The 17,788-nt window shown below is 40.5% G+C and carries 5 protein-coding genes; 3 read left to right on the top strand and 2 right to left on the bottom strand.

Annotation, left to right across the window (positions count from 1 at the left end; all coding sequences use genetic code 11):
* The first annotated feature begins 127 nt into the window (after window positions 1–127).
* From B154_RS0106100 to B154_RS0106090, 3 genes are all read left to right on the top strand, one after another.
* A complete protein-coding gene (locus tag B154_RS0106100) occupies window positions 128–1,393 on the top strand; it encodes a serine hydrolase domain-containing protein (protein WP_018612582.1) in 1,266 nt (421 codons plus the stop codon).
* A 384-nt stretch (window positions 1,394–1,777) separates the two neighbouring features.
* Window positions 1,778–2,098, top strand: a complete 321-nt coding sequence (locus B154_RS30025) for a VOC family protein (protein ID WP_245542556.1) — start codon at window positions 1,778–1,780, stop codon at window positions 2,096–2,098.
* A 433-nt stretch (window positions 2,099–2,531) separates the two neighbouring features.
* A complete protein-coding gene (locus tag B154_RS0106090) occupies window positions 2,532–3,914 on the top strand; it encodes a Gfo/Idh/MocA family protein (RefSeq protein ID WP_018612581.1) in 1,383 nt (460 codons plus the stop codon).
* Window positions 3,915–4,048: 134 nt separating this feature from the next.
* Here B154_RS0106090 and B154_RS0106085 read toward each other — a convergent pair whose 3' ends face one another.
* Window positions 4,049–4,717: a 4'-phosphopantetheinyl transferase family protein gene (locus tag B154_RS0106085; RefSeq protein WP_018612580.1), complete on the bottom strand. Its 669-nt coding sequence runs from the start codon at window positions 4,715–4,717 to the stop codon at window positions 4,049–4,051.
* A 166-nt stretch (window positions 4,718–4,883) separates the two neighbouring features.
* Window positions 4,884–16,691 carry a non-ribosomal peptide synthetase gene (locus B154_RS0106080; protein ID WP_018612579.1) on the bottom strand — a complete coding sequence of 3,936 codons (11,808 nt, stop codon included), beginning with the start codon at window positions 16,689–16,691 and terminating at the stop codon, window positions 4,884–4,886.
* Window positions 16,692–17,788 lie beyond the last annotated feature (1,097 nt).

Genomic DNA, 17,788 nt, shown 5'->3' with positions numbered 1-17,788 from the left:
TGTTGAATTAATGTAAAAGTTTGTGTACAAATTATGCCAATAGCTGCTAAATATCAAGGCAAAAAGCAGGCTGTAAAGAATTTTTGTTTATAATTTTCATTTGTCCGTTGATAAAAAACTCTCGTTTATGCAAGAACAAAAACTTCATTCCTGGAAGAATAAAAAGACGTTCAAACGGTCGTATGAAGCCAACAACGGCAATTTCTCTCCAATGCGCGTCGCGCGAATGCGAGCAGCCATGCAGCGCTATATTGACAACGGATGGGCCCCCGGTATTGTAACTCTCGTACACCACCGGGGGCAGGAGCATGTGGAGGTGATGGGCACCATGGCCTTCAACGACAACGCACCAATGAAGCGAGATACCATTTTTCGGCTTGCATCTATGACAAAGCCGATTACAGCTGTCGCTGCAATGATACTGGTGGAAGAATGCAGACTAAGGCTCGAGGACCCTGTTGACGAATGGCTACCAGAACTGAAGGACCGAAAAGTCCTCAGGACCATCGACAGTCAACTTGACGACACTGTACAAGCAAATCGGCCCATTACTCTCCGCGATCTATTCACCTTTCGTTCGGGATATGGCGAAGTGGCGTTCATCTCGCCAACCTGCCCAATGCAAAGGGCAATGGCGGAAGCACAGCTCCCACTGACTGAGTGGATATTTCCTGGCTCACAGGATGAGTTTATGAAACGGTTGGGCAACCTGCCACTCGCTTTTCAACCAGGCGAGAGATGGCTGTACCATATGAGTGCGGAAATCTTGGGCGTGCTGATCAGCCGCGTTGCGGGCCAATCGCTTGGCCAATTTCTTCATGATCATATTTTCGAACCACTCGGCATGAAGGACACCGGCTTTTATGTACCGGAAGTCAAAATTGACAGGCTTCCGACCTGCTATGGAACAGATATTAAAACAGGAAAACTTGTTGTATTGGATGAAGCGCGCGGTGGACAAGTTTCACAGCCACCCCAATTCGAAGCTGGCGCTGGAGGCCTTGTCTCCACCATTGATGATATGGCTGCCTTCGCACTTATGATGTTGCACAAGGGTTCTTATGGCCAGAAACGCATACTTTCCCGGCCATCAATCCAATTGATGACCCTAGACCAGATTACTGCAGAGCAGAAGTCTTCTTCGCCCTTCTTTGCGAGCTTCTGGGATACTCGCGGATGGGGTCTCGGTCTCGGTGTCACAACCAAAGACACAGATCTTGGCGAATTCGCTGGTCGTTTTGGCTGGGACGGAGCCTTTGGCACATCCTGGTATGTTGACCCAAAAGAGGAATTGGTGGGCGTACTCATGATTCAGCGCCGGCCCGACGTACTGAAACTCGCTCCTATCACCCACGATTTCTGGGCCTCTGCCTATCAATTAATCGATGATTAAGTTGTAGCCTTTTGGATTGCATATCGGCCAAATATTACTTACTGAGGTAAAAAAAATGAAATTGAAGAGGCAAAAAGCCTTTTAAAAGGTCGCAAACAATTAATTTACGAAGTGATGTAAGAAGTTCATTGTGCCGCATCTTTTCTCTTTATTTTTTCAAAGAAAATGCTTGTCGCATTTAACCCTTGTATTGTCGGCTTCTCACTCTATACATCATATTTTCGAAACATATCTTTATGCATTCAGAATTTTTCACGGAATTACTAATCATAAAATTTATATGATGGCCAGCGTTAGTACTTATTTAAATTTTCCCCGTACCACACGGTAAGCTTTCAACTTTTACAAAAGCGTTTTTGCGGTGAGTTTTTTGGAGCAGGCATAATGAGATTTGGTGATATTCCAGAAGCGCCCGATAGTCCTCCGATAACTCCAAAGGATAAAAATCTTGTTATGCATGTTGAATTGCGTATACTTGACTGTCATACTTTAATGGGTACTGATGCTCCCGAGTCAATGGGCTTCAAAGTAAATTTCGGCAATAATAGTTACATAAATCTTCAACCAAGTACAAGAAAAGAGACAAAAGAATTATTTGATAAATTATCGCAGGGTGGAAATGTGACAATGGATCTTCAGGACATGTTTTGGGGAGATTATTTTGGCAGCTGCACAGACAAGGTACAGCGTACAATGGATGTTTAATTATGGTGAAAAGAAGTCATAATTACAGATAAGAAAAATGTGCCCTTGTCAATGTTGAGCCACATCAGCGGGCAGGACAATTAATGCAGTAATTCATTTTAGTTTAGTGTCAAACCGTATCAATTTACCTTTTGGTAGTTTATTTTGCACCTCATGTTCCTTGATGGTAGAGCTCTCCCTTCTTCTACTAATATCAGAGAAATAAAGGCAATCATTCTATTCATAGCCTCGATAGATTTGAGTTTCACTTATGATGTTTCAAGCCAATAAACTGTTTGTCAATTAAGAAGCGATTAATTTCCTGGCAAATAAAGAATATTTGTATATTGCTCATTAGAAGTTGGCAGAAGGCAGGATAACAATCTTCGGCCATGACTTTTTGTGATGTATTTATTTTCATAATCTGTTATACACTTCCCTAACTTTTCTTGCCATGAGTAATTTTACAATTGACCGTCGTCATTTTATAAAAGGAGCAACGGCTACACTTGCTCTTACAGCACTGCAAGTGAATGGTATGAACATAACGTCGCCAGGTAAGACACTAACAGTAGCGCTTATTGGTACTGGCTGGTACGGCAAAAGCGACTTATTCCGATTGATACAGGTTGCACCTGTGGAGGTGGTAGCACTTTGCGACGTGGACAAAAAACAGCTCGAAGCCGCTGCTCAGTTAGTAAGCCAAAGACAAAAGTCAAAAAAGATACCTAAACTCTATGGCGACTACAAGAAAATGCTGGCCGAAAACAAGCTTGATATTGTCCTCATAGGCACGCCGGACCACTGGCATGCATTGCAGGCGATTGATGCAATAAAGGCTGGAGCTCATGTATATGTACAAAAACCCATAAGTGTAGATGTAATTGAGGGTGAAGCAATGGTAGCTGCAGCGCGCAAGTATAATAAGGTGGTGCAGGTAGGAACACAACGAAAAAGTACACCTCATCTCATTGATGCCAAAAATAATATTGTGGATGCAGGATTATTAGGCAAAGTATCGCATGTGGAGATGTGTTGTTATTTTCATATGAGGGCAAATGGGAATCCTCCAACGCAGCCTGTGCCTACATTTTTTGATTATGAAACCTGGACGGGGCCAGCTCCATTGCGCCCTTACGACGGGTTGCCACACGTTCGATGGTGGCGTACGTTTATGGAATATGGCAATGGCATTATGGGTGATATGTGCATTCACATGTTTGATACCGTCCGTTGGATGCTTAAGCTGGGGTGGCCTAAACGTATTAGTTCCACCGGGGGTATTTATGTGGAGAAGGATGGCAAGTCTAATATCACAGACACCCAATGTGCCCTCTTTGAGTACGATGATTTGAACTGTGTCTGGCAACATCGTAGTTGGGGTACGCCCGCCAATCCCGAGTATCCCTGGTCATTTACACTTTACGGAGACAAGGGCACTCTGTTTGCCTCTACCATGCAGTGCGATTTTGTTCCTGTTAATGAAAAAAGTGGAAGTAAGATTCATAAAGATGTAGTGTATGAAAAAGAAAAATATCCGGAAGATTTGACCGAACCAACCGAGCCGAAAATAGAACTCAATGCGGCACCGGCTACAAGGCTGCACATGCTTGATTTTTTGGCTGCCATTGAAAAAGGAAACCGGCCGGTCGCGGATATTGAGCAAGGACATATTTCTACGGCAAGTTGCATCATTGCTAATATGTCTATGAAATTGGGACGGCCCCTGATCTACGATCCACAAAAGCGGGAGATCGTAAATGACGCAGAGGCTACCGCTTTGTTGCAGCGCCCGTATCGCTCCACCTATATCCACCCTCACCCGAAAACCGTATAAATGTCATTTTTTAATAAATAGGCAGGCAATTAGTATCAGCGGAAGAATCGGAGAAGTGAAATTATCGATTAGCAATTATTAACTTTTGAAAGATCATTTATAAAAAGGAATTACGGCTAGAACAAATTCCATTTTCAAAATTTTATATACTTCATATCGCCTTCGAAATTTAAATTCATTTTTTCAACTACAATTGTTGGCGAAAGAATATTTGTAGACAAATGAGAAACATATCTATCATCTATTTTTATTTGATGCAGAAACCATTCTTCATTATTCCAGTCTATTTTATTATCGCTAATAGTTATTTTATCCAGTGGAAGATAGAGGCCTGTGCCGATCGCTTTTAAAAAAGCTTCCTTCTGGGTCCAGAGTATGTAGAAAGATTGAAGGACATTCTCACCTTGTAAAATGCTATCCCACTCCTTTGAAGAAAATTGGTCTTCAAAACTTAAGATCGGAATATTTTGTATCGCTTCGATGTCAACCCCAATCTTGCCTGTTTTAGTAATTGCGCAAATAATGTAATCGGCGGAATGTGAAATATTGAAATCAATTAAACTATCAAAGTATGGTCTTTTAAACTCCGTTAATTTCAAATCACTTAATAAATATGAGGTGAGGCCCATCTGTTTAAGGCCTTTTATTAGCAGAATCTTCGCAATTAAACTTCTTTGCATTTCCTGCCATCTCTTGAATTTCAAGATTTGGGCTTGAAAAATAGGTGGAAGTTGTTTTAATAGTTGGTTGAAACGCTTACTTTCTAATCTCCCGCCAAGAATATTGAAAAAGACGTGTATCATTTACAACCCCCGTTCGTATTTTAATGTAATATTTTTTGAAAGTTAAATTCTATTTGCTATTAGAAACGTTGATAACCATCATGTACAAATTCACCGACAACGCTTTTTTGTATTCACCTAAAAAATAACCTACTTAAATTGATTATTATTCAACAGTTCTATCAATTTACTTAGTACACCTGTTAAGGACTTCTTGTAATTTTTGAGCAAGTTCTTTGCCACCAATGTCCGGCTCAAATATAGTAGAATGTTCACCTGCTATTTCATGAAATATCGGTGACGTAGCATACCGTTTCCATCCGCTTTTGATGCTATCACTCAAATCAAGCTTCTTATAATTTATATTGTTATCACTATCTATAAAATAATAATGATCTTTTGCATAAAATATCACTACTTCTCCATTATATGCTGTCATCTCATAATTTAGATAAGCTGATTCAAACATATCTTCTAACCTGGCGAAAATTTCAAATTCACTGTTTTCCTTCTTATTTGTCTTATAGCCGAAAATTTTAGTAATTAAATTCTTTATGCTATTAATCTTATATTGAATGGCGTACTTCGTATGTTTTGTAAACAAAAAAGTTTCAAAGTGAACTTTTGAATGAACTTTTAAAAGGAAATCTTTTATTAAATCAGGTCCGTAAAAGAAATTTCTGAATGTTGCTGGTTCACGCTTTTCACTTTCTTCAATAATTGTATCAAACATAGCTAATAACGCTACCTTTTTACCCATTGCTTCCAATTGTTTTGCCATTTCAAAGGCAACAATTCCACCCAGACAATGACCAGATAATGCGTATGGACCATAAGGATTTTGCACCAATATTGCATTAATATACCATGCCGCTATACCTTTTATATCGACCGGAAACGTTTCCAAATCTTTTGTATCTGTTGGCTGTTGTAATACATATACCGGCTGGTCGGAGTCCAGCATATCAATTAATGGTTTAAATTTAAACACAGTCCCTGCACCACCACAAACCATATATAAAGGCGTCTTACTACCCTCAATCCTTGCAGGAATAAGAGAGTTAGCATAATTATTCGAAAACGATACTTCTTTTTCTTGTTTTTGAAAATAATGCTCTAATTCCGGATCCTTTATCACGCCCGCTGCTGATTGAGTTATTATGGCTTTTGAAAGCTTTTCGATTGTTTGGAAATGGAATAAATCTTTCGCTTGTAATGTATATCCGAGACCTTTGACTTGCCCAACTACCTGGATCGTTTTGATTGAATCGCCTCCCAATTCAAAGAAGTTATCATAGATGCCGACCTTTTCCACTTTCAACACCTTCTGGTAAATGACACATAACTTTGCTTCCACGTCATTATGCGGAGGTGCATATTGATTAACTAAAGCGTCTGCCGCATCCACACCAGGCAAAGCCTTGTAATCTATCTTGCCATTTGCAGTTAAAGGAAATTGCTTCAGTTCTACCCATTGAACAGGTATCATATACTGAGGCAACTTGCTGCTTAAATACTGCGTTAGCTCCTGCCGGTTTAATCCTCCTTCCTGAGGCACTACATAGCCTACCAGTCGTTTCGTGCCTTCTTTATCCTCGCGCGCCTGCACTACAGCCTCCTTAACTTGCTCACACTGCTGAAGCACGCTTTCAATTTCTCCCAACTCAATACGATAACCCCGGATTTTTACCTGATCGTCCACACGACCTACAAATTCAATGTTGCCATCCGGCAGCCACCTTCCTAAATCTCCGGTCTTATACATGCGGGCTCCAGTTTCCTTACTGAAAGGATTGGAGACAAATTTCTGCCTGGTCAGTACCTCATTATTTAAGTAACCGCGGGCTAAACCATCACCTGCTATATAGATTTCCCCAACAACGCCTATTGGGTTTAAACGATCTTCCTTATCTAATATGTATACGCTTCGGTTACTTAAAGGACGGCCAATTGAAATAGGCTTATTTATCTCGGTTTCCGTAATCTTATAGGTCAAGGAGAAAGTCGTATTCTCTGTGGGCCCATAGCCATTGATAATAGCAATATGAGGATAGCTTCGTCTTATCTTTTCAACATGATGTTCTGACAGTTTTTCCCCTCCGACTATTAGTGTCTCCAATCTACTGAAAACACTAATATCAAGATCAACGAGTTGATTGAACCAGCTGGATGTAAACCACATTTTATTCACCTTTCTCGTTATTATTTCCTCTTTAAGCAGCTCACTATCCAGCAAGCGGTTTTCAGTGCATAAAACCAACTGTCCTCCATTCAAAAGCATGCCCCAGTATTCAAACGTGGTTGCATCGAAGGAGAAAGAACCCGTCGATAGTAAAACGTCTTTATTAGTTAGAGATACATAGCTAATTCCCTTTACCAAGCTTATAACGCTTTTATGTTCAATCATCACTCCCTTAGGTGAGCCCGTAGAACCAGAGGTGTAGATGACAGAAGCCAGGTCGTGTGGATCAAGAGATGCTGGTACCTTTTCTTTTGAGTAATAGCTGATGTTAGCCCAGTCTGCATCTACTTCTACCACCTCGCGCCTGGTAGCCATGGGCAGCCTCGAACGGCTCTCTTTACTGCTTACAACAAGCGAGGCAGACGTGTCGTGGAGCATATAATTTATTCGTTCTTGTGGATACTGAGGATCAAGAGGCACATATGCCCCTCCGGCTTTAAGAATGCCCAGGATACCCACTATCATTTCAAATGATCGTTCTATACATATCGGCACCAGCGTCTCCTCTTTTACTCCCTTGCTCCTCAAGTAATGCCCCATCTGGTTGGCCCGCTCATTAAGCTCCCTATAGGTTAGGTGCTGCCCTTCAAAGACCAAAGCAATATTATCAGGAGTAAGTGCAACCTGCAGTTCAAATAAATCTACAATGCTCTTGTCCATAGAATAAGCTTTTGTAGAACCATTGAACTCTTCCAGCAACTGCTGCTGCTCTTGCCTACTCAGTAACTCGAACTCTCCTATACGTTGATTCGGTGCCCCCTCAATTATCTGTGTTAATACATGCCTAAAGTGGCAGGTCATCTGCTTCACATAATATTCTTCCAGTAACCGCGTGTTATAATTAAACCCTATCAGGATATCCTCCGCGGCAACTATTGTTATGCAAAGAGGATAATTGGACTGTTCATTCATCCTCAGTTCCTTAATCTGCAAATCCTGGTCGTTTGAAAACACCACCTTGCTAATCGGGTAATTTTCAAAGACGATTATATTGTCAAACAGATCTCCGTGCACGTGCACCCATTGCTGAATGTCATTTAACCTACTGTACTGATATTGTCGACTGTATACCTGATCCAACTGAAGATCATGAAGGAACTGATCCACTACTCTATCTTCCTTAAACTTGGTGTGAAAAGGCAAAGTATTGCTATACATTCCTACCCTACGTTCTATATTGGCTAATTCTTCGGGACGACCCGATACAGTTACCCCAAAGGTCACATGACTTTCGCCCGTATAGCGATAGAGCAAGTAAGACCAAACCATTTGAATAAGCGTGTTGAGCGTCAACTGCCTACGCTGAACATACTCATTTATTCTAGCAGTAAAATCCTTGTCAATATGAAGGCTCTCTTCTTCATAATGACCAATCCCTTTTGTTCGATCTAACGCGGAATGTATAAAGGGTAAAAGAACGGGCCGTTCAATCCCGGACATGTAAGTCCGCCAATACTCCTCTTCCTTGTGTTTATCCCGGCTTTCTATATAACGAATGTAATCCTGGTAACTATCTTCTTCCTGCGTATGGAGCTCTATTCCTGCTAACAGAGATGCGTAAGTACTCTGCAACTCTTCTATTATTAGCGGCAATGACCAGCCATCGGATAAGATGTGATGCGAAGTCCAAACCATATGGTAACGCTCCTCTTCTATCCTAATGAGCGCCAAACGCATGAGGGGAGGCTGTGTAAAGTCAAAGCCCTTATTTCGGTCTGCCTCTTCATATACTTGTAAGGCCTCCTGTTGAGCAACAGACTCCATATGCCGATAATCAAGTTCCTCAACAGGGAGAGTTGCCTGCCGATAGACGCATTGTATAGGGATAGCAAAAACTTCATAATAAAAAGCGCTACGCAGAATACTATGCCGGCGAATTAAAGAGTCCCAACTCTTCAGAAATATATCCGTTCTAACACCAGGCAGCTCGCATACAAATTGCAATACGTACGCATTAGCCCCTTCATTATAAAGACTATGAAACAGCATACCCTCCTGCAGCCCGCTCAAACGATAAAGAGATTCGATCGAAGTCCTCTTCCCTTCCAGGAAACTATCCAGTTCCTTGTAGCTCACCTCCTTTTCTAACCCATAGTCTGATGGAGTGTACGCCGATCCTTCTTCGCCCTGTTTCAGGCAATGTCTAATCAACTCTTCCAGCTGAATAATGTAGGATTGACCTAACTGCTCGATTGTCTCCTTTCGGTAGTGCTTCCTGCTGTAGCCCCAATCAAGCTTGAGTTCACCTCCTGATATTAGACTATTTACTGCAATCTTTTCGGATATACGGTGAGAGTCGCTAATTTCTTTGCCAGGAGACTCTTCACACCTCGTAAACAAATTACTCTGGCTTATGACGTTATCAAACTGTCCCAGATAATTAAATACTATATCCCACGGATCCTTGCCTGCTTCTATATTTAACTCCTTTAATTTATTAAAATACTTGAGCACACCATACCCTAATCCCTTATCCGGTATCTGCCTTAGCTGCTCTTTAGTGGCTTTAAGCAAACTTCCCTCTGATTCTTCTGATACAGATTCAAGCAATAGAGGATAAATCGTCGTGAACCAGCCCACAGTCCGACTTAAATCGATTCCTTCACCAATATACTCCTCTCTGCCATGCCCCTCCAAGCCTATCAATATTTTGTTGTTCCCAGTCCATGTAACAAGCACCTTGCTCAAGGCCGCCAGTAACACATCATTAATTTCAGTATGATAAGTTAGTGGAACCTGCTGTAATAACAATTGGGTTTGAACTACGTTTAGTTTCACTGTAACTACATCCCAATCTCGAAACTTAACTTCTTGGTCAGAGATCAAGTCCGTTGGTAGAGGTTTTGCATTCTCTACCACTGTTTGCCAGCGGCTTTGCTGCGATAACAAACGAGGGTGGTTTGAATACTCCTTTAAAGCGTTATACCAATCACGGTAAGAACTACTTTTGCGCCCTAAATTTAAACTCTCGCTATTCCTTATACTGTTTATCGATACTTCCAGATCTTCCAGTAGTACACGCCATGATACTCCATCTACTGCTAAATGATGAATAACCAATAATAAACGATTGTCCGGCTGCTCGTTCGGAGTTTGGAATAGGACCACCCTTAACAGATCCCCTTTCTCTATATCTAAACCGGCTTGATAATCGCTTGCTTTGTTTGATATTGTTGATGATAAAGAGGCAATTGGTTCACTACGAAAATCGCATTCTGTTACCGTTAAATGACTACTTCCATAGATCTGCGTCCATCCTGATACGCTGTGCTTGTAAACGAAACGTAACACATCATGCTTTATAATAACTATACGAAGTGCTTCTGTGAGTTCTACCAATGTGACAGCTTTATGAATACCCACAAGCATGCTTTGGTTATAGTAAGATATCAGTGGATTATCATTTTCCTTTTCGAGATACCATTGCTGAATAGGTAAAAGACTACACTCACCTAACAACTCTCCCTGCTCTGCCTGAAAAGCAGAAGCAGTGGAATTATTAATTATTGCTGCTGATAAACGACTTATGTCCTGGTACAAGAAAATGTCTCTTGGTCGTATCTCATATCCTGCACGCTTAGCTCTGCTGCTGATCTGAATAGTGATAATGGAATCTCCGCCCAGTTCAAAGAAGTTGTCATGAATGCCGACCCTTTCCACTTCCAACAAGTCCTGCCAAATGACACACAGTTTTGCTTCCACTTCATTTCGTGGCCCCTGGTACTGCTTACTTAGCGCCTCTTCACTTGCATCCACGTCAGGGAGTGCCTTCCGATCAATCTTGCCATTTGGGGTTAAAGGCAACTTCTCTATTTCTACCCAAAGACCCGGTACCATGTACTGAGGTAGCTTGCTGCTTAAATACAGAATCAGTGCTTCCCGGTCCAGGCTACCTTTCGTGGGAACGATATATCCTACCAGTCGTTTCCTACCTTCTTTATCCTCCCGGGCCAGTACTACCCCCTGCCTTACCTGGTCATATTGCTGTAGCACACTCTCCAATTCGCCTAACTCAATTCTGTAACCCCTAATTTTTACCTGTTCATCCTTTCTGCCTAAAAATTGAATGCTCCCATCGCCTAACCACTTTCCCATATCCCCTGTTTTATACATTCGGCAGCCTGATAGGGGGTTAAAAGGATCTTGAACAAATTTCTTATGTGTTAGTTCAGGCCGGTTTAAATACCCACGCGATACCTGTAAACCGCCTATATGTATCTCACCAGGGATACCTATAGCTTGTAATTGGTTTTGGTGCCCAAGGATATATATACGAACATTAGCTATGGGTTTACCTATTAATGATGCCTCCGAAATACTCTTAACCTTGTTATAGGTAACCCCGATGGTTGTTTCGCTAGGACCGTAACCGTTTACGATGTTAACTTTTTTAAATAAATGATCAATCGAGGAAGGATACAGGACATCTCCCCCGTTGATCACATATCTTAATTGGCCTGTACCTGATAAGTTGTTGTTTAACCACTCGATTGTCATGGGCGCGGCGCTTAAAACAGTGGCGAGCCCATCTTCAATATATTGTTTTATTTTTTCAACATCCCTTCCGTCTTTTATGATGCAAACGCAGCCACCACTTATCAAAGCGGGGTATATCTCTTCCATACTAGTATCAAAAGATATTGAATATTGTTGTATTACAAAATCGTTTTGAGTTATTGAAAAATAGTCTTTAAATACAAGTACATAATTTAGCAATGAACCATGTTCAATCATTACCCCCTTAGGTTGGCCTGTTGAACCTGATGTGTAAACCACATAAGCCAGGTTATTGTTATTAAAATTAGTTTGAAGGTTCGTCCGAGGCATTTTTTCAATGATCGGCCAATCTTTGAATAAGTCTATAATATCGAGTTCGTCAGTGATTTTCAACTTCAATTTACCTGCTTTGCCGGCTACCACTATGTTGGCTTTGATATCTTCCAGCATGAACGTTATTCTTTCCTGCGGATATTCCGGATCAATCGGAACGTAAGCAGCGCCTGATTTTAAGATACCTAATAATCCTACAAGCATTTCGTGACTTCTCTCAATGCATATTGGTACAAGGCATTCTTCCTTCACCCCCTTGCTTCTCAAATAATGTGCAAGCTGATTGCTTCTTTCATTCAGTTCTCTGTAGCTTAAGCGCTGCTCCTGAAAAATCACGGCAACATTATCCGGAGTACTTTCTACCTGCTGTTTAAATAAATCAACAATAGTTCTGTCTAAGGGATAAGCTACAGGCCTTGGGTTAAACTCCTCCAGGAGTTGTTGCCGCTCGGCCTCTGTGAGCATTGGTAATGCTGCGATCTTCTGATGCGGTGCAGTCACTATGGACTGGAGCAGACTCTGAAAATGGTCGGCCATTCGACCAATGGTTCGTGCTTCAAATAGCTCGGTGCAGTACTCAAACCCGCTTTGCAAGCCTCTTCGAGTTTCTTCTACAAATAATGTCAAATCGAACTTCGCTGTCATATCGGCAAACACTTCCGTAGATATTTCAGTGTTTCCTAAATGCAGCTCCGGCACATCCCGAGTATTCTGTGAAGCAAACATCACCTGAAAAAGAGGGTTACGACTCACGTCCCTTTCCCTGGTCACTTCGTCCACCACCTTTTCAAAGGGTACTTCCTGGTGTTGATAGGCATCAAGAGTTGTTGCCTTTACCGTTTGCAACAGCTCTACAAAGGATGCATCTCCCTTGACTTTATCGCGTAAGGCCAATGTATTGGCAAAAAAGCCTATTAAGCCTTCCACTTCCTGTTGTTGCCTGCTGGCAGTCGGGCTCCCTACACATATATCTTCTTGTCCGCTATATCTAAATAATAAGACTTTAAAAGCTGCAAGCAGGGTCATAAACAGGGTTGTACCCTGTTGTTTGCTTAAGGTTTTGAGCTGTTCACCTAGTTGTTTATCAATGAGAAAGCCCTCTACTGCTCCTTTGGTGCTTTGTACCGCTGGCCGTACAAAATCAGTCGGCAACTGCAACACCTGTACCTCTTGCAGCTTCTCTTTCCAGTAGCTCAGTTTTGCCTCCAGTACTGCTCCGTGCAAATACTGGCGCTGCCATATAGCATAATCGGCATACTGAATGGGCAGGGATGGCAAATTAGGCGGACGTCCCTGTTCATAAGCGGCATATAATTCTGTAAGCTCTTTAACAAAAAGAGGCGTTGACCAACCGTCCGTGACAATGTGGTGGATCGTGATCACCAGTACCTGATCTTCTTCCTCCAGCTTAATCAACTGTGCCCGCAGCATATAATCCTCCGCCAAGTTAAACGGCTGTACAATTAATTGTTGAATGTAAGATTGTAAAGCGTCGGTATCTTCATTGTACAGGGAACCGTATACAATTTCCAACCGCCACCCATCCTCTTCCTTGATGTATTGCCACCCCCGTCCTTCATCTTCCTTAATGACCGTTCTAAGTACTTCATGACGATGCATAACTCCTTTAAAAGACGCTTCGAGGGCATCCGCATTCAACTTGCCTTTTACGCGCAGCACCTGCGGTATATGATACTGCACACTACCTTCCAGCCTGTCAATGAACCACAAACGCTCCTGGCTAAATGATAAAGGAATGCGCTCCTCTCTTGCCCGTCTTTCAATGACTGGAAGTAAGAGTTGTTTGTTTTGCCTTTCGATATGAGCCGATAAAGCTGCTATCGTACAATGAACAAACAGGTCTTTAACAATAACTTCCACTTCCAGCTCCTTGCCAATATATGATATGAGTCGCATGGCTAATAAAGAATCACCGCCCAGTTCAAAAAAGTTGTCATGAATGCCGACCCTTTCCACTTCCAACAAGTCCTGCCAAATTACACATAGTTTTGCTTCCACTACATTTCGTGGCCCCTGGTACTGCTGACTTAGCGCCTCTTCACTTGCATCCACGTCAGGGAGTGCCTTCCGATCAATCTTGCCATTTGGGGTTAAAGGCAACTTCTTTATTTCTACCCAAAGACCCGGTATCATGTACTGAGGTAGCTTGCTGCTTAAATAACGCATCAGTACTTCCCGGTCCAGGCTACCTTTCTTGGGAACGACATATCCTACCAGTCGTTTCCTACCTTCTTTATCCTCCCGGGCCAGTACTACCCCCTGCCTTACCTGGTCATATTGCTGTAGCACACTCTCCAATTCGCCTAACTCAATTCTGTAACCCCTAATTTTTACCTGTTCATCCTTTCTGCCTAAAAATTGAATGCTCCCATCGCCTAACCACTTTCCCATATCCCCTGTTTTATACATTAAAACTCCGGCTTCCTTAACGAAAGGATTAGGAACAAACTTCTGCCTGCTCAGTTCCTCATTATTTAAATAGCCTCGAGCCAAGCCTTCGCCTGCGATACATATCTCTCCAGCGACTCCTATAGGGGTTAGGCAAAGTCCCTTACCTACAATATAAATGCTCGTATTATCTATAGGAGCCCCAATGGTTACCTTACCAGTAACAGCCTCTATTTTGGCCACCGTTGCCCATATAGTGTATTCTGTAGGACCATACTCATTAAATAAAGAAACATTATTTGTTTTATCAAAATGAAGAGACACGATTTGCCTATTAAGATCTTCACCAGCGACTATTACTTTTGAAAGAGATGAATTTTCAACTACTCCCTCTTCCAACAGAAGCTTATAATAAGAAGGCACACATAAAATTGTTTCCACATTTCTTAATAACCCTCTGACAAAATTGATATCCTTTATTAATTGATCTTCACATAAGACTAAACGACCACCTGTTAATAATGTACCGAATATTACGGCGACTGATGAGTCAAAAGAAAAAGAAGGTATTAAAAACACAGATCCGAAAGTTTTATAGTACCGTTTCCTTGATAACGTAGAAGCTACCAGGCTTCTGTGTTCAACCATTATTCCTTTGGGGCGACCTGTAGAACCAGAGGTATAGATGACATAAGCAAGGTGGTGTGAACGAAGAGATGTTGGCACCTTGTCTTTTGAAGAAAGGCTTATGTTACCCCGGTCTGCGTCTACTTCCACTACTTTGCTGTCCTCTGCCAAGGGTAGCTTCAAACGGCTCTTTTTACTGCTTACTACTACCGAGGCAGCGATGTCTTGGAGCATATAGCTGATTCGATCTTCAGGATACTCCGGATCGATAGGCACATATGCTCCTCCGGCTTTCAGAATGCCGAGCATGGCAACTATCATCTCAACGGAGCGTTCTATGCATACCGGCACCAGTGTGTCTTCTTTTACTCCTTTGCTTCGTAAGTAATGCCCTAACTGGTTAGATCGTTCATTAAGTTCGCTATAGGTTAAGTGCTGATCTTCTAAGACCAAAGCGATATTATCAGGAGTAAGTTCTACCTGCTGTTCGAATAAGTCTACAATATTCTTGTCTATAGGATAAGCTTCTGTAGCACCGTTGAACCGGCCAAGCAACTGCTGCTCTTGGGAAGGCAGTATATTGATATTACCAATATTTGTATTAAGGGCGAACGGAAATTGTTCTAAAATAAATATTATTCTTTTGGCGAATAAATCTATCTCTTCTGAAATAAAATACTCGTAGTTATAATGAAGCCCCAACTCTAAAGGTTGTTGATTTCCATAATCTCTCCAGCATATTTGTAAAGGGACCTTTTCATACTCACTTTGCAACCAAAATATTGTTGATTGAATCTCTGTGCCAAAATCTATTTGAAAATTAAATAAAACATTATCGACCGTTACATCATACAAAGAACTTTTAGAAGTATCTATTTTAAGGAACTCTATTAAATCACTAACCAGGTAATTTTGATGAGCGCAATCTTCTTTTCGTGAAATTGCAATGTCTTTTAATAAATCTGCTAATTTTATATCTTCTTCAAAAACACCCTTAAAAGGTAAAACACCTGAAAGCTTTCCTACAATATTCTGCAGTTCAACTGAACTTCTTTTAGGAACATTTATGCCAAAAACAATATTTGATTGACCTGAAGTTTTTCCAAAATAGATTAGCAGTGCAGCAATTGTCAATTGATCTAAATTTGATTGAGTAACATTTATTACTTTATCAATTATTTTTCTTTGCTCTGGACTTATCTTAAGATAGTAATTGCCACTTTTTGTTGTTGGCTTTGTAATAAACCTGTTGTTTTTTCTTAGTAAAGCCTCTGGCTGTTCATTTATTTTCTTTTTCCAATACTTTCCATCTAATTCATAGTCAGGTGAATTAAGAAATTCTGATGCCTTTATAGCTTCATCTACGTAAGAACCATAATGAAATTTAAGATCATCAGCTATAAGTAATGATGTATACTTTTTGGAAACGTAATTTAACCACATAGCTAAACCATAACTGTCAATAATTATCTGATGAAATTTAAAGAACAACCAATATTCATCTGAAGCAATTTTAATTAAAACAGGTTCGAAAAGCAAGTTTTCCTTCCGTATTATAAACGGAACATTAAATCCGTTTTGCATCCAACTCTTAGCCTCATGCTCAGGATTTTTTCGTCCACTGAAATCCATTTCCGCCAATTCCAATCTATTATAGTTCTCATCAAAATAGCAAATGAGATTTACATCCTGCAGATCAAACCTCAGCCTAAAAGCATCAAATATTTTGGGAGATGAATTAACAGCTTCACGCAACTTCTCCTTATTCAATGCCCCCTTAAGCTTTACATAAAACCCAATGTTATTGTGCGGACTTTCAAAGTTTATCTCCTGGCCCATATAAATATCGCGTTGTGCGGGATGTAAAGGGAAGATCGTTTTATACATGGTATTTTCACTTAAGATCAGTTCAAATTGCGTGTACTTAAACTATTGTTGGCAATTTGTAAATTAAATATTTGGCGGGTGAAAACAAAAATCAGGGTTGTGAAGGAGTTGTCTCTGTTACATTTCTAACTAAAGTATCGAATGATACGTTACGAAGAAGTAGTATTATACATCAAAGCTTCGCTTGTCCAAGTCACACATGAACAAGTTGTTTTTTTAATAAAGGATTTGAAAAAATACCAGGTTTGTTTCCCCTCTTCTACTGCTGGTTATTCTTACACAATTACGTGCAAAGTGTCGAATGAGTACAATTTGATAAAAATCAAATGAAGATAAACTTGTCGGATCTTTTGCTCGCGAGATTCAAAGGATATTTGTGGATTAAATTATAAATTTTTTCTCAAATTATAAATATTATTTATAACGACCTGATAACTAAGTAATATTTACATAATTAAAACAATCAATGAGGTGTCGCTATTATCAGAATTGTTACGATTTCCCGTTAGCAGGTATATGGAAATATGCTTTCTCTAAATCATACACATCCCGCCATTGCTTGCCCTTACTTAAATAGAGGCAACGTCTAGAGGCAACCTCGCTTGAAAGTCCCGAAGTATGTAGAATCACAGTGCCTAAAACGGCACGAAATGTTATTAAATTACCCCTATTTTTAAACTTTCAGATATTACAAAAAAAATATCTATAAATCTTGCATATTCGATAAATTGTTTCTACATTAGATATGGAATTAAAAAAAATGTGAGTTGTTATTGTTTATAGCAATTGAGAAATACACCCCCCGTTTTCTCTTATTTTAATAGCAACCACATTCGGGTTTTATCGTATTAACTAAAATACCCAATATCCTGTCTTCTCCCCCAGGATAACAACTATTAGAAATTAACTTAAAACTTTATTGCTGCCCTAATGTATAAGGGCAACAAAGAAAATATTGTTTAAAATAATTCAGTGCTAGAAAACTAACATTGGAAAGGGGGAAAGCGAAAACCCGTTGAAAGAGTAGCTATTTTTTTATTATACAATTTTTTTTTATGATTACGTTAGAAAAACTTCTGACAGAATTGAAAACAGAA

It is taken from the genome of Segetibacter koreensis DSM 18137, from assembly GCF_000374045.1.
Taxonomy (GTDB): Bacteria; Bacteroidota; Bacteroidia; order Chitinophagales; family Chitinophagaceae; genus Segetibacter; species Segetibacter koreensis.
Note: the sequence above shows the minus strand (reverse complement) of the source record. Positions and strands in the feature narration are given on the sequence as shown.